Consider the following 24,331-nt stretch of genomic DNA (forward strand, 5'->3'; position numbering starts at 1 on the left):
ATAGTCAATTTTAGTCAAATTTTATCATTCAGTCAATTGATTTGTTGTTGCTCTTAGAATGCTGCTCGTTTTTTTCACCTTTATATTTTCTCCAACTTACGTAAGATAATGTGCTTGCTATAATCCCACCAACGATTATTAATAACCAATAAAAGGGAAACAATTCATCGTTTTCTTTCCCTTGTGCTTCTATATTGGCACTAACTTCCTCACCTATAAGAGCTTCCATAACAAAATACAAAATAATCCCTATGATTAACCAGATGATAATCTTCATTAATGATGTTTTATTCATAGAGATCACCTCTTTTATTTTAATCTCTATAAATGTATGAAAAATGATACCATTATATAACTTTATAGGCTCGGCTTATTTTTTCGACTAATAGTCATTCTATACGCAATAAAAATGGATAGAATGCTTAGCCAAAAAGTGAAGTATCCAATTTCATTCATATAATCTGTTAGGGAAGAATAAATTGGCATCATTCCAAATACATAATCAATTATGTCATTATGAAGAGTCCATATTGCTGCAATCACAATATGAACAACTCTAATCTTATAGAATGGTGCATAGAGCAATCCCTGAATTGCCATTGCTGCGTGTGAAACAATTAACATATAAGCTTCAGGAGGCAGGCTTCCATTAATCCATAATGTTAATACATTCATGACAACGGCCCAAACGCCATATTTGAATAACGTAATAATGGCAAGCGCTTCAATTAACGGAAAGTGTTTCTTAAATATGAAGAAGAACAAAAAGATTGTAAAAAACAAACTCGCCGTTGGGCTATCTGGTACAAAAATCAAGAAAATATCAGGAGTTTTTTCTAATTGCCATCCATACCATTCATACCCATATATTGTACCAAAGAGGTTTATGACAAATAATAGTATTAGGAAGCGTTTATCTAATAATAGTGCCTTGAACATATATTTGATTTTGTCCTCCTCCTTTATTGATGAAAAAGCACCTTTACCAGTTAGGCAAAGGTGCTTTAAAGGCATTTAGATTATTCTGCAGCCTGTTCGTTTACAGTCAAAATAAAGTCAACCAGTTGTTCTAGTTCTTCATCAGTACCAGTGAAAATACCTGCAGGCATTCCACCTTCAGTACCTTCCCTAGCAATAACACCAATTTCTTCTGCGGAACGTTCGATACCAACAAGTGACGGTCCAGCAGCTCCACCTTGAAGTGCATCACCATGACAGGATAAACAACTTGCTTCATAAAGAGCAAATCCTTCATGAGATGTATCAATTTCCAATGAATTAGGTGGTACTGGTTGATCCATTGCAGCACGAGCTTCCCAATCAACATGCGCTGCAGAAGTATATGTTAACCATACTGTAGCAGTTAATGCTAATAACATCATGATTACAGCAATTGGACGTTGATGCGGTCTGCGTCCTGGTCCATTATCTAAGAATGGAGCAAGAAGTAGTGCACCGAATGCAAGTCCTGGAATACCTATCATACCTAGAAGGATATATTCTCCACTTGCAAATTTATATTTTAATAATTCATACAAGAACAAGAAATACCAATCTGGTAATGGTATGAATGCAGCATTCGTTGGATCAGCTAATCCTCCTAATGGAGAAGGATGTGCTAATGTTAAACACATAAATCCTACTAAGAACACGGAACCTGCTAACCACTCTTTTAATAAAAAGTTGGGCCAAAAAGCTTCTGTTCTTCCAGGATACTCAGAATAATCTTTAGGTATTTTTGATAATGTACGATCTGCGGAAACACGAGAGTCACCAACAAATTTCATACCTTTTCCCTTATGCATAGCTTTCCCCTCCTTTTATAGTGGTCCAGAAATACCCTGTCTACGGATTAAGATGAAGTGAGCCGCCAATAAAGCAAATAGTGCTGCTGGCAAGAAGAACACATGAATCGCGAAGAAACGAGTTAAAGTTTGTGCCCCTACGATTTCATCATCACCTGCAAGTAATATCTTCAATTGATCACCAATAATAGGTACTTGCTCTGCCATTTGAAGTCCAACTTGAGTAGCAAAGTATGCTTTGTTATCCCAAGGTAATAAGTAACCAGTGAAACCTAAACCTAGCATTATGAAGAAAATCAATACCCCAACCATCCAGTTTAACTCACGAGGTTTCTTATATGCTCCTTGGAAGAACACTCTCAAAGTATGTAATAAAAGCATGACGATAACTACACTAGCACCCCAATGGTGCATACCACGAACAATCTGTCCATGGGCAACTTCTGTTTGCAAGTAATAAACAGATTTCCAAGCGTTTTCAATATCTGGAACATAGTACATTGTTAAAAACATACCAGATAATATTTGGATGACTACCACAAAGAATGTTAATCCACCAAAACAGTAAACAAATGCAGAAAAGTGATGTGCAGGGTTTACGTGCTCTGGTACTTCATGGTCAGCAATATCCCGCCAGATAGGCGTAATATCGACACGCTCATCAATCCAGTCATAAATTTTCTGTAGCATAAATCATTACGCCCCCTTTCTAGATATTGCTTTTCCTAAATAAAGAATTCCGTTTTCCACTTTTTGCTCATATGTAGCAAGTGGAGCTAATGGTGGTGTTCCAGGAATGTTTACACCATCCTTGGTATAGCGTCCATCATGACATGGGCAGAAAAACTCGTTTGGATGACTATCATTACCTTCCCAAGATACAACACATCCTAAATGTGTACATACTGGGGAAAGTGCAATAATGTTACCATTATCATCCTTATAGACCCATGCAGACCTACCAGGTTTAGACTGATACCAACCATCTACTTGTTCAATTTGCCAATCGACACGTTGAGGTGTTGTTGTGATATCTTCAACGGCAAGACCAACGTTTACAAATTCACCTTCGCTTGATGTTGATTGTAAAACTGGGTCAATTGCCATTCTGAGCATCGGTGCAAGCATACCAGCTGCCATAAAACCACCAACACCAGTTAGTGTATAATTTAGAAATTGACGACGGGATACTTGTTGCTTATCTTCGCTCATGATTTTCCCCCCTCTTCACAATAATCACGGACAATAATTTTAATCAGATTACTAGGACATTACCATGATAGCGCAAACTAACTGCTTGGTCAATAAATATCCATCTTTGTTCTGAAAGATTTCACTTTTTAGTTGAATTTACCAATAACTACGAATAAGTTCCACAACATCAGATACTTGACCTCGGATCATCTGCCTTAACTCATCTGAATTCGGATTTTCTGCCTGAAATCCCGGTAACCACAATAGATTTGCACTCATGTCTTTTTCATACCGCTTCCATCCTGAGTCAAATGTTAAAACAAACACATGTTTAAATGGTTGTGCCTGTATTTCTTTGGTCCACTTGTTGAGTCGCTCCATTTCTTCTACTTTATCTCCATATTCCAAGTAATAATAATTTGGAATTAGCAGCAGTCTCCCAGACAATTCATTCTCAATTTCTGTTGCAAAAATTGATAATATTTCTCGTTTTGAAGTACTTTTACTCAAGTTTCCTTCTTGAGACATTTGAAAAGGCAAAATTGGTATAATTGCGGTATCAATATATTCTTTAGACCCAACATATAATTCCATATCCTTTTTAATCCATTGCATTTATGTAGTCACCTCTCTATAGTATTTACCAAGAATAGTAAAATATTATCTTAATTTCAATATAAAGGTTACGCATGAACACAAAAAAAATCAACCTATTGCTCTTGCAAGCTAGGTTGACTTAACATTTTTGCCTCAAGGATTCGAAGCTCTTTTACTAGTTTGTGAAATTCCTCCCGGTTGTCTTCATCTAATGTCCGGTCAATTTGATCTAATAATTGCCTCTTCTGAAATTCATATAATGAACGTTCCAAAAGAATAGATGCATTTTCTTTATCCTGTTGGGTTATCATATATTCATCGGGAACAAAGGGGTTTTCCTCTAAAACGGCAGCATACATATGATTCTGGTTTGCATTGTTAAAGTTTAATTGAATATAAAGGGATTCATGTTGATTTAAACGGATATCATGAAAAGCTTTTTCAGCATCTGTTGTCACCAAATGATTTTTATAAAAGCGAAATGGAACTTCTTTTGAACATTGACTTGTAATAATTACACTTCGCAAACAAAATTTTGCATCGTGAACAAAATGAACATTTTCTAAAATTTCATGATGATTAATAAGATAGTTTAATATCCATACACTTTCCCTTTTTTTCAATTGATAATTATTAAGAAACCACTGTAAAAATTTCTTTTTATCTTTAACCGATACCGGAGCTTGCATAGAGTTAACTACCTCCTCCCTACTGCCTTAATTTACATTTGCTTTAGGCGATTTACATATTCTACAATCTCATCATCTTGTGGATCATCTTGTAAATATGCAGTAAACACTTTAATCGCTTCTGAGTTCCTCCCTTCTTCCATTAAGAAATAGCCGTATTCTTTTAGGAAGTCATTATCATGTTGTAAGCTATTATATGCTTCTTGATAGTAATTTAATGCATCATTATATGATTCAATTTCATTAAATGCACGTGCTAACTCCCAATCATATAATGGATCTTCTCCACCAGTTTCTTTGACTACTTTAATTAATTCAATAATATCTTCATGTCTTTCTTTTTCTTTCAATATTTCAATGAGGAACAAGACTGCTTCTTTATAATCTGCATCTAAGTTAACCGCTTCTCGCATGTATTGCTCGGTTTCTTCCTCAAGCCCTATTTGATGCGCTAAACTTCCTGCTAGGAAATATAATTCCTTATTAAATTCGTCCATTTTAATACCTTTAACTGATGTCTCGTATGCCTCTTGTATTCGCTCTTCTTCCTCGTATGCCTTGGCTAGTTGCATGTAAGCAGTATGGTAGTATGGATCTTCTTCAATTAATTCATTCCAAACATTAATAGCAATATCCTTTCGGTCTGCTTCAAAAGCAGCGAATCCATATTTGAATAATGTATCTGAATTCTTATTCGTTGTTTTCTCATAAAAAGAGAGTGCTAGTTCGAATTCTCCAACGTTCAGATAAGATTCAGCTAATCTTTCATGAATTGGTATATTTGGTACTTCTATTTTTAATGACTTTTCATAAAACGTTATAGCTCGTTTAAAATCACCTAAAGAATAATAAAGCTCTCCTAGGGCCAAATCTATAATCGGCTCTGTTGGGCTAATTTCCTTTGCAAACTGAAGCTTTTGCTCAGCAACTTCAAATAGGCCTTGAGATTGATAAAGATCAGCAAGTGCAACTAACGATTGTAAATATGCTTCGTCATCTTTAGGAATAGAATTTAATAGGTCAATTGCTTTTTCGTCCATCTGTTGTTCTATATAGATATCTGTTAATAACAATTTTAGTTCACTTTCTTCAGGATAGTTCTGTAATAAGTTTAATAGTATATCTTCTGCTTCAAGTAAGAAGCCCCAATTCATATAAAACTCCGCACAGCCAAACTTTTCATCATCTGTTGCATATTCCAAATGACTAGTAATAAGGTCAATTGCTTGATCAACTTTATCCATTTCCATTAATTTATTAGCTTCTTCTAGAACTGTCACTTACAAATTCCTTTCTATTCAACATTCTCATAGATTTATGCTTTTTGAATGACTGCTTTTAAATCATTCATAAAGCTTGGGTAAGATATAGACACAGATGATAAATCATCAATCGTAACATTCCCCTCTGTTATTAGAGAGGCGATTACAGCCATCATAGCTATACGATGGTCATGGTACGACTTGACCGTTCCACCTTTTAAGGTAGACTTCCCTATGATTACCATGCCATCTTCAGTTGCATCAATGTGTGCACCAAGAGAAGTTAATACATCCACAATAGCTTGAATCCTATCCGTTTCCTTCACTTTTAACTCCTCTGCATTCCGAATGATAGTTTTCCCTTCTGCTTGTGTAGCCAGTAAAGCAATGATTGGAATTTCATCAATAAGCCTCGGGATAATCTCCCCTTCAATTGTAATTCCACTTAATGCCCGGTATTCTATATGAATATCACCTAATAATTCTCCACCAACTACGGTTTTGTTCTCAATCGAAATGCTTGCTCCCATTTCCTCTAGTACTTCTATAACCCCTGATCTAGTCTCATTTATCCCAACATTTTTAATGATTAAGCTACTACCAGGAATAATCGCTGCCGCAGTAAGTAAAAATGCCGCAGATGAAATATCACCTGGAACATAAACGTCAGTTCCACGTAAAACTCCACTTGCATTCACTTCAATTTCGTTATGCTTTACTTTAATATTAGCCCCGAAAGCTCGCAACATGTTTTCCGTATGGTTACGTGTTGGATAACTCTCAATTACCTTTGTTACTCCTTTTGCACCTATACCTGCTAAAAGAATAGCCGATTTTACTTGCGCACTATTTACAGGCATATGATAGGTTATTCCATGTAGATTACCACCATCAAGTGCTATTGGAAGATAGTTTGTTTGTTTTCTACCAATAAATTTCCCACCCATTTTCGCAAGCGGAACAATTACTCTGTCCATAGGGCGGTTAACTAATGAGGAATCTCCATAAACGAGTGAGGAGAATGGTAGACTTGTTAGTAATCCAAGCATCAGTCTCGCTGTTGTTCCAGAATTCCCAAAGTATATTGGCTCCAGTGGCTCCTCTAATCCACTCTTTCCTTTTCCATCTATCTGTAGTGTATTACCAGATTTCTTGATTTCAACGCCCATTAATCGAAAAGCGTCGACAGTTCGCATACAGTCCTCACTGTCTAAAAAATTATTTATTGTTGTTGTCCCTTTAGAGATAGACCCGAGTATTACTGCACGATGTGAAATTGATTTATCTCCTGGGACTTCCAATGAACCATATATGCGTATAGAATCTTGGTTTGGTAAAACAGGCATCTATATCCCTCCCTTCATTTCCTCCATTACAAAGGCAGTCAGATACTTCCTTAACTTTAAGTCGTCAATCATATGAACTACTGGTTCTGATATACCTTGAAGTAAAATCATTTGAACTTGTTTATGGATCGTCTTTTTATCTCGCTTCATAATGTTCACTAAATCATCGATTATTTCAGAGGGTATATCTAATGGATATTGGTTTTGATTAAGCCATGTTTTCAACTTATGTATTGGGATTTCCGCTTTAAGTTCATTATTGCTGACATAAACCGCAAACAATAACCCAATTGCAACCGCTTCTCCATGCGTGATGACCCCATAACCTAATTTGGTTTCCAATGCATGCCCCAATGTATGTCCTAAATTTAAATACATTCGTGTACCAGATTCTTTCTCATCAAGTTCGACAATATCTGCTTTGATCCGCATCCCTTTTTCAAGTAAATACGTTGTTTCTTCCATATTAACCGCAGGTAAGGAAACGTTCAATAATCTATTTAGTAAATCTAAATCAGCAAGCATTGCTTCTTTTATAAGTTCTGCATATCCAGAGCGTACTTCTCTTTGAGGAAGAGTTTTAAGCATATCTGTGTCATAGAACACTAATACGGGAGGATAGAAACTTCCAATTAGATTCTTTCCATTTTCATGATTAATTGCTACCTTACCACCAACACTGCTATCATGTGCCAGTATTGTAGTCGGAATTTGAACATAATCGATACCTCGCATAAAAGTAGCTGCAACAAAACCGGACAAGTCACCAACTACTCCTCCACCTAAAGCAATGATAAGTGATTTTCTATCAAGTTGATATTCAATAGCCTTTGTTTGAAGATAATAATACGTGTTGATGTTCTTTGCCTGTTCCCCTGGACTAATAACTTCAATATAGACTTCCTGGTCAGTAAAGGCATGAGCAATGTCCTCCATGTACAGATTAGCTACATTTGAATCAGAAATAATAAGAATAGCAGAATAACTTCTCGGTAGATACTTTCCAACCAGATGACGTATCTTGTTGCCGATTACAATATCATAGGATTGAATAGCGGATTTAATATGAATAGTGTTCATTTAGAAACTCCTTATATCTTCCCGGTATTGATTAATAGTTTCTTTTAGTACGGAAAAGCGATCATGTGGAAATTGCTCAAGAAGTGCCCTAGCTAGTTCAAAAGCAACAACATGTTCCATTACTACTGCCGCAGCAGGTACTGCACAGGCATCTGATCGTTCGACACTAGCTTGAAAACTTTCTTTTGTTTCAATATCCACACTTTTTAAGGGCTTCATTAAAGTTGGGATTGGCTTCATTACCCCTCTTACAACGATAGGCATACCGGTAGTCATCCCACCTTCGAATCCACCTAAACGATTAGTATTTCGAAAATAGCCATAATCTTTTTCAAAACAAATCTCATCATGGACTTCACTACCATTCCTTCTCGCAGCTTCAAAACCAATACCAAATTCTACACCTTTATATGCATTAATACTAACAACAGCTCCTGCGATTCTACTATCTAATTTCCGGTCATAATGCACATAAGACCCAATTCCAGCTGGCATTCCTTCTACATATACTTCCGTGATCCCCCCCAATGAATCACCGTTCTTTTTAGCCAGATCTATTCTTTCCATCATCTTCTCTTCAGCAATTTTATCCAAGGTCCTGACTGGTGAATCTTCTGATATTTCCTGTCTTTCCTTCATGGATCTAGAAGAGAATTCATCCGCTTGTACTCCACCGATTTCACTTACATAGCCACATATCTCGATACCTAAATGACGTAACATCGTTTTCGCCACTGCACCAGCAGCCACTCTAGCAGCTGTTTCACGAGCAGAAGACCGCTCCAGAACATTGCGCATATCTCTATGTCCATATTTTAAAGCACCATTTAAATCGGCATGCCCTGGTCTTGGTCTAGTAACTACTCGTCTTAAAGAGATTTGTTCATCGATAGGGTCTTCGCCCATAATATCTTTCCAGTGTTTATAATCATCATTATGAATTACGAGAGAAATGGGCGATCCTAGCGTGTAACCGTGGCGAACTCCACTTGTAATTTCTACTAGATCTTTTTCGATTTGCATTCTCTTTCCACGTCCGTACCCTTTTTGTCTTCGAAATAACGACTCATTAATATTTTCTTTTAATAAAGGCATTTGCGCTGGAATTCCTTCTATTATCGTTGTTAATTGCTTTCCATGTGATTCACCTGCTGTTAAGTAGCGCATTATTTTTCTCTCCTTTGACATCTAAATTCCAAAGATTGCTATATGTATTATTAAATACTAGTTATGATTATAATCAAAACATCCTACTTTTAGTATAAACTAAGTGAGACCAATAATAGAAAAAAATACTCTTAATCTGAGTCGATAAGAGTATTTTTACTATTGACTTATTTTCTGATAGAAAAAAGTATCGAGTAAAGCTAGTCTAAATTTATTTGGGCTAAAGATTTGTTCGGTACTACCGACAAACAAAATGCCGTTATTCGTTAGTGCATTGGAGAAGTTTTGGTAAATAGTATCCTTTGCATTATCAGTGAAATATATCAATACATTTCTACATATAATTAAGTCCACATCATTTGGGTACTTATCTTCTAATAAATTATGCTTTTTAAAAGTTACTTTTCGTTTAATAGCGGAATCGACTACAAATTGGTTACCTATTTCCTTGAAGTATTTTACTTTTAAATTAGTTGGTAACTCTTTAAGAGCTTGTTCAGAATACATTCCTTGTTTTGCTTTTTCAAGTACTTTTTCATCAATATCTGTAGCTATAATGGTAGTCTTCAACTTTGGAAAATATTCGCTAAGTAACATAGCAATACTATATGGCTCTTCCCCTGTAGAACATGCAGCACTCCAGATTGTTAGCTCTTGCTTGTTCTTAATTATTAATGGGATTACTGAATCCTTTAATACTTCCCAACGTTTTGGATTTCTGTAGAACTCGGAAACATTAATCGTGATTCTGTCCATAAATTCATGTAATAAATTCAAGTCATCATTGATTGCTTTAAAATAAGTAATAAAATCTTTGTATCCTCTTTTGTCTCGCAAAGAGGTTAATCGCCTTTTCATCTGGGCTTCTTTATATTTTTTTAGATCTATTCCTAGTTTACTGTAGACTTTCTCGGTAAATAATTGGTAATCATCTGTCATTGTTCAAGCCTCTTTAATTTATTATGGTTAACTTACTAGCTTATTAATAAAGCCTCCATTATAAAAACGGAGGCATTTTTTTGATATTAATAGATCCAGGCGCTATCTTGTTTTTCATAGCTTACTAGTTCTTTTTGGTCAAAGAATAAATTAATCTCTCTCTCAGCGCTTTCAGGTGAATCAGAACCGTGGATAACGTTCTTTCCAACAGTTACACCATAATCTCCTCTGATAGTTCCTGGCGCAGCGTCAGCAGGATTAGTTTTACCCATCATTTCACGAGCAGTATTTATCACGTTTTCGCCTTCCCAAACCATTGCAAATACTGGGCCAGAAGTGATAAAGTCAACTAATTCACCAAAAAATGGTCGCTCTTTATGTTCGCCATAATGCTCACTAGCTAACTCATCAGTGATTTGCATTAATTTAGCTCCTACTAATTTAAAACCTTTTCTCTCGAAGCGATTTACTACCTCACCTACTAAGTTTCTTTGTACACCATCAGGTTTAACCATTAAAAATGTTTTTTCCATGTTCTACACCTCAGTTTTTATGTATATATGATTATGTAACCGTTTTAAATTCTATCAAACTTTTGTAAAAATAACAATAAATTCTATTGTTTTCTCTTGCCAATATATTTTGCAATTTGTTCAAGCGTTATTTTTGCTTTGTTATGTGGAAAATCGCGAAGAGCATGAAACGCTTTTCTTAAATAACGCTCACTAATTTCGTAGGACATCTCGATGGCGTTCGTTTCCTTTAGAGCCCGAATTATAATATCCATTTGTTCTTTTGTTACATCTTCGGGTTTTCTAAAAGTATTTCTTAATAGAAGATTAAATTCTTCATTTTGCATTGCAAATAGAACTGGTAGTGTAATATTCCCTTGATATAAATCATTGCCAGCAGGTTTACCAAGTTGCTCAGCAGATGAAGTAAAATCTAAAATATCATCGATTATTTGATAACTCATGCCAATATAGTAACCATAATAGTATAATTTGTTTATTTCCTTTTGAGATAGACCAGAAGTCATCGCACCAAGTTTACAACTCGATGCTAGCAGCAGGGCGGTTTTACGTTTAATTCTTCTAAAGTAAGTTTTTATATTTTGATCCCAGTTATACTTCTCTTTAATTTGTTCAATCTCTCCTAAGCTCACTTCTACTAGTGCATCAGAAAGAGTCTTATGTATGTCGGGATTTGAAATCTGGGTGATTGTCTCTAGTGCGCGAGCTAATATGTAGTCACCTGTATACATTGCCACACGGTTCCCATATTGCTTTTTTATCGTTGGCTTTCCTCTTCTTAATGATGCATCATCAATGACGTCATCATGAACAAGGGTAGCCATATGTATCAATTCTAATGAAACAGCAACGTTAATAACCTGTTCCATATCAACTCTACCAAATTGACTAGACAACAAAACAAAGACAGGTCGAATTCGTTTTCCTCCTGCCTTTAGCAATTGCGTAGATGCTTCTCGTAAAACGGGATGATTGGCTTGTATTGCATCCATTAAAGATGATTCAATTAAGTCCAGATCTTTCTTGAGGTAGTTATAAGTTTTTGGTAGTTTCATGTGATTCACCTTTTGTTTTGTACAAACTGATAAGAATTATTTGATCCCCATATGCATGGCAGCAACTCCGCCAGTATAGCTTTTAACTTTCACACTTGAAAATCCAGCATCCAAAAACATTTTCTTTAATGTAAGTTTGTCTGGAAAATCTCTGGTCGATTCATTTAACCAAGCATATTCTTCGTAACTTTTAGCAAAAATTCTACCGAATAATGGCATAATAAAACGGAAATAAAAGAAATATAATTGCTTAAATCCGAACATAGTTGGTTGAGAGGTTTCTAAACATACAACCTTACCACCAGGTTTTACTACACGATACATTTCCTTCAATACAGTCATATAGTCTGGTACATTTCTAAGTCCAAATCCAATAGTAACAAAATCAAAGGAATTATCTTCAAATGGCAACTCCATAGCATTTCCGTGTACAAATGATAATTGGTCGTAGTTATAATCTTTGTTTTTCTCAATAGCAACAGATAACATATTTTTACTAAAGTCTAAACCTATAACTTTACCTGTAGGTCCCACTGATTCAGCTAGTGAAATCGACCAATCCCCTGTTCCACAGCAAACATCCAAAGTAGAAGCACCTTTTGTTACATTCATTTGCTTCATAACATCTTTTCTCCAAGATTTATGTCTTTGGAAAGAAATAATGGAATTCATCGTATCGTATTTGTCATAAATTTTTTCGAATACATGGTGTACCCGTTCTTCTTTTGATTTTTGTTGCATTTTATTCCATCTCCGAAGAGGTATGTTGATAGATAATGGAGTTAAGAACTTGTAAAAATTCTTGTTTTTGACGTTCAGGTAGCATATCTATCATACCTTTTGTTTTATTTACTTGCTTTTCAAGAATATCTTGTATATCTACTTCAATTGAATAAGTACTGGCATTATTTATTAGTTCTTTTGTTAATAATATTTCTTCAATTACATGGATTTCTTGATTCACTTGATTATGTTCAGCAATATATTTAATCAACAACGACTGAATTTGTTTTCGAATTTCAAAATAGTCTTCAATTGAATCACTATCCATAAAATAAAGTTTCATTTTCAATTCATTTATCTGCTTAATAGCTGTAGCAAGCACTGTTATATATTCTCGTTCATTGATATCCGCTAAAATGGAGTAATATAATCCACTAAAATAATCCCCTGCTAGAATAGATAATTGACTATCCATTTCTATTGATAGACGATCAGTTCCAGTATCGTCCGGAATATTCTCATGAATATCCAATGCAATTTGAACAAGCATTGTTGTGATAATAAGTTGATCTCTTACATTAGGGGCTATTTTCGTTTTATCTAAAATGTAATGAAGAAAGTAGAGTTTATACTCATCAATTTCTGGTTTCTCTATATGTTTTAAAAGGAAAGAATGATGAACTGTCTCTTCAATCTGCAATTTCAATTGTTGTAATTCCCTCTCCATAGCAAGCAATATAATCACCTTAGCCCTTCAAAGCCTTTATGTCACCTAAGCCATTATAACATATTTATTTATGTACGATAGTCTAAAAGTTGGATTATATGTATTTGGTTGTTGTTATAATTTTCTGGTTAGTTATTGCTTATTTCGCCATGGCTAGTTTGGATTACTGCTTTACCCCTTACCTTTACTGCTGACGTGTGCTCTGTAAATTGAGCTATCATTATTTCACCTTTATCTAGTTTTTCGGAATGGTGAAACTTGGTATCAGATCCTCTTGTCAAACCGATAACATTCACTCCATCTTCTAGTGCTTTTATGACGAAAAAGTCGGTATTGTTATTCATATTTTTCACTCCCTCGTATATTACTATTAGTATTATCGCATTTCAAAGTAATATTAGAAAAACTCATATTCAATCATACTAAGCGAATTTGTTAGTTTTCTCTACGTGCAGAAAGTTTAATATACATTCCTAACTACGAAAAAGAAAAAAGGGTGCGAATGAACGCACCCTTTAACCCTATGTACGTATTATTTTACGCTGTCCTTAAGGGCTTTACCTGGTTTGAAAGCAGGAACTTTACTTGCAGGGATTTCGATTTCTTCCCCAGTTTGTGGGTTACGACCTTTACGTGCAGAACGTTCACGTACTTCGAAGTTACCGAAACCGATTAATTGTACTTTTTCACCATTTTTAAGTGAATCCATGACAGCTTCGAAAACTGCATCAACAGCTTTTGTAGCATCTTTTTTAGAAAGTTCGCTTTTTTCAGCAACAGCATTTACTAAATCTGTTTTATTCATGACATTCACCTCCTCCCAAAATAAAGAATAGGGTCACATTGGTACAAATATTCTCTCTCATCATTTGTTAACCAATTTACCAACTTTTATACTCGAATGCCCCTATAATCAATAGTGACAAGGCTAATATTAAACGAGATTTCTCTAAAATTCAACAAAAAGTTACTATTTTTTCATTTTTTATCCGTTTTTTTTCAGATGTTCCCAATATTCTACCAGTAAATGGTAATTTGCAGCTAGTAATAAGAAAGCCCTTAATATAGCTATTCGATACTTTATTCTAAATTCCTTCTTTATTTTATAGAATTTAAATAAAAAATAGAGGCTGGGACAAAACTAGCCAGAAAGTAATAAAAAACTGGTTCTAAGCGATTGAAAATTGCTTGGAACCAGTTTTTTGAAATCATTTCCATTTCCTAAACTAGATTTACCCATTTTGGCGGTATAGATGGTGTCCTTTTTGTTTACTTTAATATCAGAAAATTGCGTGCGAAAAATAATAAGCATGGTCCTTACCATTAAAACGTTGGTAAGGACCATGCTTATATTAATTTACTGGGGTTTTGTCCCAGCCTCTATCTTATAGAATTATCGCTATTAATCCACCAGAGCCTTCATTTATAATTCTCTCTAGTGTTTCCTTAAGCTTATAGCGAGCATTTTCAGGCATCAGAGAAATCTTAGCTTGAATACCTTCTCTCACTATAGAACTCAGTGATCTACCAAATATGTCAGATTCCCATATAGATAATGGGTCTTCTTCAAAATCTTGCATTAAGTATCTCACCAATTCTTCACTTTGTTTCTCTGTTCCAATAATTGGAGCAAACTCCGACTCTACCTCTACTTTAATCATATGAATCGAAGGGGCTACAGCTTTCAGTCTGACTCCAAATCGGGAACCCTGTCGGATTATTTCGGGTTCTTCTAACTCCATATCTTCCAAAGTAGGTGCTGCAATACCATATCCAGTTTGCTTTACCATTTGTAAGGCACTTGCAACTTGGTCATATTGCCTCTTTGCATATGAAAAATCCTGCATTAATTCTAATAAGTGATCCTTTCCTCTTATCTCTACCCCTACAATTTCCTTTAATACCTGATCATAAAGGTAATCTGGTGCATGTAAATCAATTTCAGCTATACCTTCTCCCATTTCCATTCCAGAGAGATTCGCTTTGTCAATATAATCATAGTCTGCAAAATTACCTACAATAGTATCTACATCACGCAATCTTTTAATGTCCTTGACTGTTGACTGAATTGCTTCCTGGTAGCTTTCTTTCAACCAATGGTTATCGTTAAGTACCATAACCCAGCTAGGAAGATTAACATTAACTTCTAGTACCGGGAACTCATACAATGCTTCTCGTAATACATTGTATACATCATGTTCTGTCATGGATTCTACACTCATTGCTAATACTGGAATATCATATTGTTCCGATAATTCTTGTCTTAGCAGTTCAGTTTCCTGACTTGTAGGGTGTACCGAATTCACTACCATGATGAAAGGTTTACCAACCTCTTTTAGTTCCTCTATTACCTTGGCCTCTGCTTCAATGTAATCTCCTCTTGCAATATCACCGAAAGATCCATCCGTTGTAACGACCACACCAATTGTAGAATGTTCTTGAATTACTTTTCTAGTGCCAATTTCTGCTGCATCATGAAATGGAATTGGTTCTTCATACCAAGGGGTGTTAATCATTCTTGGGCCGTTCTCATCTTCAAATCCTTTTGCACCCTCTACTGCGTACCCTACACAGTCCACTAGTCTTATATTGACATCCAAACCTTCTTCAACTTTTACATTAACTGCTTGATTAGGTATAAACTTAGGTTCAGTAGTCATGATGGTTTTGCCGGCAGCACTTTGAGGTAATTCATCTTGTGCTCTTGCTCTTTCACTCTCTTCTTCAATGTTTGGAAGCACAACTAATTCCATAAATTTTTTTATGAATGTTGATTTCCCTGTCCGAACAGCTCCTACAATACCTAGGTATATATCGCCGTTCGTACGTTTTGAAATATCTTTAAAAATATCTACCTTTTTCAAACGATCCCCTCCCGATCACAACAATATTAAATGAACAAACTACGAATAATTGACACTACAATTCTATGATGTTGTCCTATCAAATTATGACTTAATATATGCAAAAGAATTAAAATAAATGATTATTTCAATTTTCGTAGTCCGGTATTTATTAATCACCCCTTGCTATAGAAAAACTCACAATCACTTTTTACTAGCGAATGGGAAGTTTCTCTTATACAGGCGGAAAAGAATTTAATATATTTTCCGTTCTGTCAAATAAAAAACCCCTGCAACAAATATATGCTGCAGGGGAATAATTATGAGAAATTATTCTGTCATAAAGACCGGTTCATTATCTTTAATCGTTATGGGTAATGAATAGGCCGGTAAGAAGGGGGTATTTTCCGCTAATAGATAACGGATATCGTCACCTTCTTTAAAATAATGCTCATATTCTTTTAAAGCACTGTTTAAATCGATACGGTAGTCTACAAAAAGATTACCTTCCGTATCCATAATAATTGGAAGTAGCGCCTCTGAATACGGGCTATCTACGACTGGCGGAGCATCTAAACCTATTTTTTCATAGTCTACGCTATATAGATTTGGCCCCACCTTTTCACCATAAGGTGGGTATAGCTTTTTGTCACGATAAGTATTTATTCTTAGTAAAACATTTCTAAGCTCATCCGTTATTCGTAAATCAATCAATTTTACTTGTGGTTCTGTCTCAGGGTATAAAATGGCATACTGATAGATTCCACCATTTTCATAAGCATTTCCTGGAACTTCACTTAGAACTCCTTGTTCTTTCAATAAATTGAAATCAATTAAATATTTTTCAAAGATAGGAGTCTCGTTTGGCTTCGTACGAATAGGTAATAAACCACTCGTACGTTCCTGATATTCCTCTACAGAAGACTGTACCATATCAAGCTGTGCTTGGTTTGGGGTCTGATTCTTCTTTAGTTCGTTACTTGGATATGCACATCCGCTCATTAGAATTAATAGAACGATTGCTGTAACTAATATATATGTATGTCTCATACACTAAACCTCCATAGCTTATATAGTTGGTCCGCTGAATACAATATAAAGAATAATAATGCCTCCCAAAAACAAGCTAACATATGCTAATAACGAAACAAATACAGAAATTATTCCTTTTAACTTATGTCTGCTTAATAAAATAAGACCAATTGCTACTATCAATAATCCCATCCCAGCTAGAGAGATCCACATTTTAAGCATTGATTCTGACATTTTTTCACCTCTAAATCTACTTGTCCATATATTCTGCAACCGTAATTATATCATATTGACTCCAAATCAGCATTTAAAACACGGGGTGTTCCCGGTGAATTTTATTTCATATATTCTATACACAAGGTAAATGTAATTAATTAGAAAATCCAGGGAGTGTTTGTCCCTTACTCAGGAAGTGAAATCAAAGTGATTCAGGCAAAGTGAATTGGTTAGAAAACTCAAAAAATCCAGGATGAAGAGGGGCCTTCTTCACCCTGGTTTGACTAAATAACCCTTAGCAGACTCTATCTATGAATGCTTGTGCGTTTTATTTTATGCGAGTAGACACGAGGTTGTATCCTCACCTGCCCAGCCTGACGTTATTTTTTAAATAACTGACTCAGCGAGTTAAGATCTGTTGGAACTTTATTTCCAGTAATGGACTTAACTAATCTGTCTTCTTTCTCTTTAGAAAGAGGTTTATTAGCCATTTTAGCTAATTGCCTAACCAGCCTTCGAACGGTTTTTTCATCCGAGAAATCGGCATTCTTTACTGAATCAGCAACTTTATATATTTCGCTAGGACTAATTCCTGCACCTTGCTGGATTTTGTCAAATGGATTATTACTTTTATTGCTCACACGCTCGCCTCCTTGCTGCTATATTACTTCAACATAGTATATGCAAGGAATATTTGCTTTGTGTTAGCGAGCGTATCTGTTCTTCAATAAAGAGGCTAAATCATCCATTTCCTCGCGTTTATCACGATTCATCAACTGCTCCACAACTTCTTTTGGCTTCTTATTATGATGAACAATATCGTAAATTCCAGTTGTAATAGGCATGTCTATATTCTGTTCTTTTGCAAATTGGTAAGCCGCTTCTGCTGTCCGTACTCCTTCCACAACCATTCCCATTTGCTCAAGTACCTCCTCTAAATCTCTTCCCTTTCCTAAAAGGTTACCCGCTCGCCAGTTACGGCTATGTACGCTTGTACATGTCACGATTAGGTCACCAACACCAGGTAAACCAAGGAAACTTAAAGGATTCGCACCAAGAAATGTTCCAAGCCTTGTGATTTCAGCTAACCCTCTAGTAATAAGAGCAGCTTTAGCATTATCGCCAAATCCAAGTCCGTCAGAAATTCCTGCTCCTAACGCAATAATATTTTTTAAAGCACCACCTAGCTCAATTCCAATAACATCACTACTTGTATAAACACGAAAAACCTCATTAAAAAATAGGTCCTGAGACTCTTTAGCATTTTGTTCGTTAATAGACGCAACCGTAACAGTAGTCGGTTGCCTTTGAGCTACTTCTTCTGCATGACTTGGGCCAGAAAGGACGACAATATCCTCATAATTAACATTCACTAATTCTTCATCAATCATATGTGAGACTCTCTTTAAGGTACCAGGCTCGATACCTTTTGTCGCATGTATGATAATCGGGTTGTGTTTTAGAATTCCATTAAGGTCTCGACATACATCTCTAATCGCCTTGGTTGGCACTACAAGCAGGATAAAATCAACACCATGAATGGCTTTTTCCATTTCGTGGAATGCCTGTATTTTATCAGGAATCATAATTTCTAAATAATGTTCATTTTTATGAGTTGAATTGATTGTATCTGCCTGCTCTTTACGATGTGTCCACAGGCGAACATCATGCCCATTATCAGCTAATACAATACTTAAAGCGGTTCCCCAACTACCTGCACCTAATACAGCTACTTTTTTCAAAATGTACTCCCCCCTATGTTCGTTTTCGTGCAATTATCTTTATCGGTGTTCCATCAAATTCAAACGCATCTCTTATTTTGTTTTCAAGGAAACGTTTATACGAAAAGTGCATTAATTCCGGGTCATTTACAAAAATAACAAATGCTGGCGGCTTAACCGCCACTTGTGTCGCATATAACACCTTTAGTCTTTGTCCTTTTACAGTAGGAGTAGGATTCATTGCAATGGCATCCATAATTACATCATTTAGTACATTGGTAGCAATTCTCTTTGAATGATTTTCACTAGCAATTTTCACCATCGGTAGTAATGTATGCAAACGTTTTTTGGTTTTTGCTGATAAGAATACGACTGGAGCGTAATCTAGGAATTGAAAATGCGCTCTTATCTTTTCTTCATATTCTTTCATTGTCTTTTCATCAGTTTCTACTGTATCCCATTTATTTACAACGATGACGATTCCACGTCCTGCATCATGTGCGTATCCAGCAATTTTTTTATCTTGTTCTCTAATTCCCGTATCTGCATCAATTAAAACTAAAACAACATCAGAACGTTCTATCGCTCTTAGTGCACGTAACACACTATATTTCTCAGTTGATTCATATACTTTCCCACGTTTTCGCATACCTGCAGTATCAATGATTACATAATCCTGATCATCCTTATGTAATTTAGTATCTATTGCATCACGTGTAGTACCTTCTATGTCACTAACAATGACACGTTCTTCATTTAGTAAAGCATTAACCAAAGATGATTTCCCAACATTTGGCCTACCAATTAAGCTAAAATAAATAGTGTCTTCGTCTTTTTCTTCTTGTATTAGTTCAGGAAAATGACCTACCACTTCATCTAATAAATCTCCAAGTCCCAGTCCATGTGCACCAGAGATTGGAAAAGGTTCTCCAAAACCTAAAGAATAATATTCATAAATCTCATCTCGCATTTCTGGATTATCAACTTTGTTTACTGCGAGTACAATTGGTTTATTAGATTTAAATAATAGCTTGGCTACTTCCTCATCTGCTGCAGTAATACCTTCTTTTGCATTGACAATAAAAACAATAACATCCGCTTCATCAATTGCTATTTCTGCTTGTTGACGCATTTGAATCAGTAGCGGCTCATCTCCAATTTCAATACCACCAGTATCAATTAGGTCAAATTTAGTATTAAGCCACTCCGCCTGTGAGTAAATCCGATCTCTGGTTACACCAGGAATATCTTCAACAATTGAAATTCTTTCTCCAACAAGTCTATTAAAAATGGTAGATTTACCAACATTTGGTCGGCCTACTATGGCGACAACTGCTTTCCTCATCGAAAGGAACATCCTCTCTTACATTCATTTGTGTAATTCTTCATAAGTATTATTAAATTATGATGCGAACTAAAAACCGTAACATTAGTAAGCGCATTCAGGTCATGTAGCTGTTCAGAAGGCTAATGACCACAACGAGAATTTAATAACTTTATCTATTCTAGCAAAAGATACCATTCTTAACAATTATTAATGTTTTACGATGATAAATAGTTCATCACTTAAAGCATGTGCAATACCATCGGTAATTGCCTCTAAATTAGCAGCAGTTTTATGTAACTCATCCATATTCTCGCAAATAAAAATAGGCGCACCACCCGACACCTTTGCTTTATTCATCGTAATAATTGCTAAGACTGCCTTTTCTATTACCATAATTAGTTTACCTCCCTATTACGAGTATTCGATTTAGAAGGCATTCGGATTGCCGTTTCAAGAACTGGAACAGCACCAATTATTTTCATTGCTTTATCTTTATCTCTAATTTGAGGTAATATAAATACTCCAATTCTTCCATCATCTAAATCTCGTTTAATAAGCGGTACTAATGCTGGTGTTCCTGAATCTCTGAAAACACCTAATGATACTGAGACATCATGCAATATTGCTTGCCTCTGCCCTAAGTGAGCAATAGTATTTACAACATTTATATTTTTAGGAGTTAATACAAATCCCATTCCATATTTTAATATCTCCTCTTGTCTTTCTGGAAGTCCGATATTCATTATATAAATATTGTCTACATATAATCCAGCGCCATCGAAATGTGGAGGAGCATATTCAATTTCAACAAGATCTCGGATCGTACTACCACTTTGTAGCACCTTACTTATTATCAAACAAATAAATGCTCCAATTATTGCTATGTAAACGTTCCAGATTAAATAAAATAATGTTCCGACAAAAGCCGTTAGAATGACTAGATAATTTCTACTTTCAAAAGAAATCGCTATACCTTCAATATATGCTTTTCCTCTAGACACAAGTTCGTAGTCATCAATTTCTGATAATGTATTCCGTTCCATATTTCTTACCTCTCGAAATTGTGTAGCTGCAACAGTCAAAAATGTAACTGCCGTAAAGTTCATTTCCATAATTGCAGGAACCGCAACAGCACCCAGGGAAGCGGCAATAAATCCTAAAGCTACATGTATAATCTTACCATGTAGATATGTTGGGTATTGTCTATAATCTGTCCGGAGCATAATCATCCTTGCAATAGTACCTACTACTACTCCAAAAACTATTGGCATTGTATATTCATTCATTTAGACACCTCATATGTTTTGTTTTACTATAATTTTCTAATACCTACACGTTATTGATTTTAAAAGACAGCATTACTCTATCTTTTACCTGTCTTAATACTTCTATTGAAATTAATAAAAATATATTTATGAATAGTGTATCCAAAAAGTTACGATCTCCTATGGTTTGTGTTATGGAATAATTAATTAACAGTAAATTATATAAAAATTCCCCACTACATAATCCAATAATGCTAATGGTTATTCTATTAATAAATTGTTTGTTAACAAATATCGTTAATATCATACAAATCAATGGAATGATAACTAATCTTGGCATAAAAACCCATACAGGGGCGTTTGTCTCCCAGATTAACAAACTCGTAAAACCAATCATAATAGTAATTGCAGAAAATATTTGTAACCCCTTCTGCTTTAATCTTGCAAGGAGGACAAAACCTCCAATTACAACGGCTAAATAAGATATAGAAAATTCAAAATCAGCAATTGAAATATAGAAATTGGAAACAATAATGGTTAATAATATCCATATCGCTAATACCGTTCTTGATTTGTCCTTTGGTAATATAAACGTAACCATCGCCCATAGTAACCAAGAGACCCAATAAAAATAAATTCCAGACATTGTTGCTCACCTACCATCTTATATTATTGCTATGATATTGCTTTTTTAAACTAAAAAACCCCCTCTCTTAAACAGAAAGGGGGTTCCTAGTAAATATCCAATTATTATTGCTTAAATTTATTCAGTTTATCACCAATTAAGTCGCCTAGATGGAAACTAGATTGTTCCTCATCTCTTTGGTATTGTTTATATTCTTTTGCTTCCTCTTCAGCCTCTAATTCTCTGATACTTAATGACATTCTTTCTTCGGACTCATTAATATCTAGTACTTTGACTTTTACTTTTTGACCAACTTCTAGTACTTCGTGAGGGGTACCGATATGGCGATTAGCAATTTGTGAGATATGTACTAGTCCCTCTACACCAGGTAGTACTTCTACGAATGCACCAAAATTCACTAATCGTTTTACTGTACCTTCCACTGCTTGCCCAGGTTTTAGTTGCTCTTCGACATTTTCCCATGGCCCAGGCAATACTTTTTTTCTAGATAATGCAATACGTTCATTGTCACGGTCAACTGAAAGAACTTCAACTTTAACTTTATCTCCTTCAGCAACTACTTCTGAAGCATTGCTAACGTGATCATGTGATAGTTGAGAAATATGTACTAATCCATCAACTCCACCCAAATCAACAAATACACCAAAATCAGTTATACGTTGAACAGTACCTTCAATTACTTGTCCTTCTTCAATCGATTGTAATAATTGGGACTTTTTGTTTGCTTGCTCTTCTTCTACAATGGCACGATGCGAAAGTATAACACGATTTTGTTCCCGGTCTAATTCAACAATTTTAGCAGAAAGAATACGGTCTTGGTATTCGGAAAAGTCATCCACATAATGGGCCTCTACTAATGATGCCGGCATAAAACCTCGAACACCAATATCAGCAACTAATCCTCCTTTAACTACTTCCTTAATCTGAACATCAAAAACCTCGCCAGATTGGAATTTTGATTCTAATTCTTCCCAGGCAAGCTCGGAATCAATAACTTTCTTAGATAGGATTACCTCATCATCTTCTATTTTCTTGATTGCCAAAGAGAGTTTGTCACCTTCTTTAACTACTTCATTTGGGGTTTCAATATGCAAATTCGACAATTCACTAATTGGAATAATACCTTCTGTTTTATAGCCAAAATCAACAAGTACATGTTTATCCTCAACTTTTACGACCGTTCCAGATACCTTATCCCCAACATGCAAGTTTAAATTTTCTTGATTTGTTTCACTCATTTCTATTCCTCCTTAACCAAAAAAACAAAATAGCAAAAAATAAAAACTAATCGTTTTTATTTTTTTGCGGAAACCTTTAGTTAAACACATGTAAAAACGGAAATTTTTTATATGTTTGATCCGTCTACTAAATTCAGAAAAAACTCTCTTTTTATAACTTCTAATATTTACAAATATTTGTCAAGTAATTATTACTATAAAATTACTGTAACAAATGAAAAAATCTATTTCTTATACTACTAAGATTAGTTAAATTTATTCACTTCAGCGAGTATTCGATTTGCAACTCCCTCAATGGAAAGAGATGTAGTATCAATTTCAATAGCATCATCCGCTTTAACTAGAGGAGAAGCAGCTCTCTCTGAATCAATATGGTCTCGTTTTTCAATTTCTTTTTTCAATTCTTCTAAATTTGATGGAAAACCTTTATTTATATTTTCTGCATGTCTTCTTTTTGCTCTTTCTTCAACTGATGCTACAAGAAAAATCTTCACTTCTGCATCCGGGATGACTTTGGTACCAATGTCACGTCCGTCCATCACGACTCCACGTTTATCGGCCAATTTTTGTTGTCTACCTACCATATCAGCTCTTACTTTTGGATGTTGCGCTACATAAGAGACATTATTTGTCACTTCTTTAGAACGTATTTTCAAGGTTACATCTTCATTGTCGAGTAAAACACGTTGTCCTTCTTCACTTTGAATTAAAGTAATCTCTGTCGATTCTAGTAAATTTACTAGTTCTTCTTCATCGTTAACATCTATCATTTTCTCCAAAGCTTTTAAAGTAATAGCACGGTACATTGCACCAGTATCAATGTAGATGTAATGTAATTTATTCGCTACAATTTTTGCTACTGTGCTCTTACCAGCTGCAGCCGGGCCATCAATAGCTATAGCAATCTTATTTGTCATTTAGTAAAT

29 protein-coding genes are annotated in these 24,331 nt (G+C 35.1%); all 29 read right to left on the reverse strand.

Annotated elements, in window-relative coordinates; translation table 11 throughout:
* Positions 1–28: 28 nt before the first annotated feature.
* Positions 29–295 (reverse strand): sporulation protein YpjB, encoded by a 267-nt coding sequence (locus BN999_RS05755; RefSeq protein WP_096270449.1) that lies wholly within the window; start codon positions 293–295, stop codon positions 29–31.
* A gap of 62 nt (positions 296–357) precedes the next feature.
* Positions 358–939: a DUF1405 domain-containing protein gene (locus BN999_RS05760; RefSeq protein WP_096270450.1), complete on the reverse strand. Its 582-nt coding sequence runs from the start codon at positions 937–939 to the stop codon at positions 358–360.
* Positions 940–1,019: 80 nt separating this feature from the next.
* Positions 1,020–1,805, reverse strand: a complete 786-nt coding sequence (locus tag BN999_RS05765; protein ID WP_096270451.1) for a menaquinol-cytochrome c reductase cytochrome b/c subunit — start codon at positions 1,803–1,805, stop codon at positions 1,020–1,022.
* Positions 1,806–1,820: 15 nt separating this feature from the next.
* The gene (gene qcrB, locus BN999_RS05770) at positions 1,821–2,495 is read right to left on the reverse strand and encodes a menaquinol-cytochrome c reductase cytochrome b subunit (RefSeq protein ID WP_096270452.1); all 675 of its coding nucleotides are present in this window, start codon (positions 2,493–2,495) and stop codon (positions 1,821–1,823) included.
* A gap of 6 nt (positions 2,496–2,501) precedes the next feature.
* The gene (locus tag BN999_RS05775) at positions 2,502–3,017 is read right to left on the reverse strand and encodes a ubiquinol-cytochrome c reductase iron-sulfur subunit (protein ID WP_096270453.1); all 516 of its coding nucleotides are present in this window, start codon (positions 3,015–3,017) and stop codon (positions 2,502–2,504) included.
* A gap of 138 nt (positions 3,018–3,155) precedes the next feature.
* On the reverse strand, positions 3,156–3,614 hold the full coding sequence (locus tag BN999_RS05780; protein WP_096270454.1) for a DUF2487 family protein: 459 nt from the start codon (positions 3,612–3,614) through the stop codon (positions 3,156–3,158).
* Positions 3,615–3,709: 95 nt separating this feature from the next.
* Positions 3,710–4,285 (reverse strand): ReoY family proteolytic degradation factor, encoded by a 576-nt coding sequence (locus tag BN999_RS05785; RefSeq protein ID WP_096270455.1) that lies wholly within the window; start codon positions 4,283–4,285, stop codon positions 3,710–3,712.
* A gap of 32 nt (positions 4,286–4,317) precedes the next feature.
* Positions 4,318–5,565, reverse strand: coding sequence for a tetratricopeptide repeat protein (locus tag BN999_RS05790; RefSeq protein WP_255247407.1), 1,248 nt, complete (start codon positions 5,563–5,565; stop codon positions 4,318–4,320).
* Between the two features lie 35 nt (positions 5,566–5,600).
* Positions 5,601–6,893 carry a 3-phosphoshikimate 1-carboxyvinyltransferase gene (aroA, locus tag BN999_RS05795; protein ID WP_096270456.1) on the reverse strand — a complete coding sequence of 431 codons (1,293 nt, stop codon included), beginning with the start codon at positions 6,891–6,893 and terminating at the stop codon, positions 5,601–5,603.
* The gene (aroB, locus tag BN999_RS05800) at positions 6,894–7,973 is read right to left on the reverse strand and encodes a 3-dehydroquinate synthase (protein WP_096270457.1); all 1,080 of its coding nucleotides are present in this window, start codon (positions 7,971–7,973) and stop codon (positions 6,894–6,896) included. It abuts the gene before it with no gap.
* A complete protein-coding gene (gene aroC, locus BN999_RS05805; protein ID WP_096270458.1) occupies positions 7,974–9,140 on the reverse strand; it encodes a chorismate synthase in 1,167 nt (388 codons plus the stop codon).
* 159 nt (positions 9,141–9,299) lie between these two features.
* Positions 9,300–10,079, reverse strand: coding sequence for a CheR family methyltransferase (locus tag BN999_RS05810; protein ID WP_096270459.1), 780 nt, complete (start codon positions 10,077–10,079; stop codon positions 9,300–9,302).
* A gap of 86 nt (positions 10,080–10,165) precedes the next feature.
* A complete protein-coding gene (gene ndk, locus BN999_RS05815; RefSeq protein WP_096270460.1) occupies positions 10,166–10,612 on the reverse strand; it encodes a nucleoside-diphosphate kinase in 447 nt (148 codons plus the stop codon).
* Between the two features lie 83 nt (positions 10,613–10,695).
* Complete coding sequence (gene hepT, locus BN999_RS05820) at positions 10,696–11,667, reverse strand: heptaprenyl diphosphate synthase component II (protein ID WP_096270461.1); 972 nt, start codon at positions 11,665–11,667, stop codon at positions 10,696–10,698.
* Between the two features lie 36 nt (positions 11,668–11,703).
* On the reverse strand, positions 11,704–12,408 hold the full coding sequence (gene menG / locus BN999_RS05825) for a demethylmenaquinone methyltransferase (protein WP_096270462.1): 705 nt from the start codon (positions 12,406–12,408) through the stop codon (positions 11,704–11,706).
* A gap of 1 nt (position 12,409) precedes the next feature.
* Positions 12,410–13,117, reverse strand: a complete 708-nt coding sequence (locus tag BN999_RS05830) for a heptaprenyl diphosphate synthase component 1 (RefSeq protein WP_141249040.1) — start codon at positions 13,115–13,117, stop codon at positions 12,410–12,412.
* 128 nt (positions 13,118–13,245) lie between these two features.
* A complete protein-coding gene (mtrB, locus tag BN999_RS05835; RefSeq protein WP_096270464.1) occupies positions 13,246–13,461 on the reverse strand; it encodes a trp RNA-binding attenuation protein MtrB in 216 nt (71 codons plus the stop codon).
* Positions 13,462–13,649: 188 nt separating this feature from the next.
* A complete protein-coding gene (locus BN999_RS05840) occupies positions 13,650–13,922 on the reverse strand; it encodes an HU family DNA-binding protein (RefSeq protein WP_036688170.1) in 273 nt (90 codons plus the stop codon).
* Between the two features lie 580 nt (positions 13,923–14,502).
* Entirely contained in the window at positions 14,503–15,981 is a 1,479-nt protein-coding gene (gene spoIVA / locus BN999_RS05845; RefSeq protein WP_096270465.1) for a stage IV sporulation protein A, read from the reverse strand.
* 309 nt (positions 15,982–16,290) lie between these two features.
* Positions 16,291–17,010: a hypothetical protein gene (locus BN999_RS05850; RefSeq protein ID WP_096270466.1), complete on the reverse strand. Its 720-nt coding sequence runs from the start codon at positions 17,008–17,010 to the stop codon at positions 16,291–16,293.
* Positions 17,011–17,028: 18 nt separating this feature from the next.
* Positions 17,029–17,226 (reverse strand): DUF2768 domain-containing protein, encoded by a 198-nt coding sequence (locus BN999_RS05855; protein WP_096270467.1) that lies wholly within the window; start codon positions 17,224–17,226, stop codon positions 17,029–17,031.
* A 362-nt stretch (positions 17,227–17,588) separates the two neighbouring features.
* Positions 17,589–17,849 (reverse strand): stage VI sporulation protein F, encoded by a 261-nt coding sequence (locus BN999_RS05860; RefSeq protein ID WP_096270468.1) that lies wholly within the window; start codon positions 17,847–17,849, stop codon positions 17,589–17,591.
* A gap of 63 nt (positions 17,850–17,912) precedes the next feature.
* A complete protein-coding gene (locus tag BN999_RS05865) occupies positions 17,913–18,950 on the reverse strand; it encodes an NAD(P)H-dependent glycerol-3-phosphate dehydrogenase (RefSeq protein WP_096270469.1) in 1,038 nt (345 codons plus the stop codon).
* A gap of 13 nt (positions 18,951–18,963) precedes the next feature.
* Positions 18,964–20,274, reverse strand: coding sequence for a ribosome biogenesis GTPase Der (gene der, locus BN999_RS05870; protein WP_096270470.1), 1,311 nt, complete (start codon positions 20,272–20,274; stop codon positions 18,964–18,966).
* 189 nt (positions 20,275–20,463) lie between these two features.
* Positions 20,464–20,649, reverse strand: coding sequence for a capping complex subunit for YIEGIA (locus tag BN999_RS05875; protein ID WP_096270471.1), 186 nt, complete (start codon positions 20,647–20,649; stop codon positions 20,464–20,466).
* Positions 20,650–20,651: 2 nt separating this feature from the next.
* Complete coding sequence (locus tag BN999_RS05880; protein ID WP_096270472.1) at positions 20,652–21,542, reverse strand: YIEGIA family protein; 891 nt, start codon at positions 21,540–21,542, stop codon at positions 20,652–20,654.
* Positions 21,543–21,585: 43 nt separating this feature from the next.
* Positions 21,586–22,167: a YphA family membrane protein gene (locus BN999_RS05885; RefSeq protein ID WP_096270473.1), complete on the reverse strand. Its 582-nt coding sequence runs from the start codon at positions 22,165–22,167 to the stop codon at positions 21,586–21,588.
* Positions 22,168–22,271: 104 nt separating this feature from the next.
* Positions 22,272–23,405, reverse strand: coding sequence for a 30S ribosomal protein S1 (gene rpsA, locus BN999_RS05890; RefSeq protein ID WP_096270474.1), 1,134 nt, complete (start codon positions 23,403–23,405; stop codon positions 22,272–22,274).
* A gap of 245 nt (positions 23,406–23,650) precedes the next feature.
* Positions 23,651–24,322, reverse strand: a complete 672-nt coding sequence (cmk, locus tag BN999_RS05895) for a (d)CMP kinase (protein ID WP_096270475.1) — start codon at positions 24,320–24,322, stop codon at positions 23,651–23,653.
* Between the last annotated feature and the right edge of the window lie 9 nt (positions 24,323–24,331).

It is taken from the genome of Paucisalibacillus globulus, assembly GCF_900184735.1.
Lineage (GTDB): Bacteria > Bacillota > Bacilli > Bacillales > Amphibacillaceae > Ornithinibacillus > Ornithinibacillus globulus_B.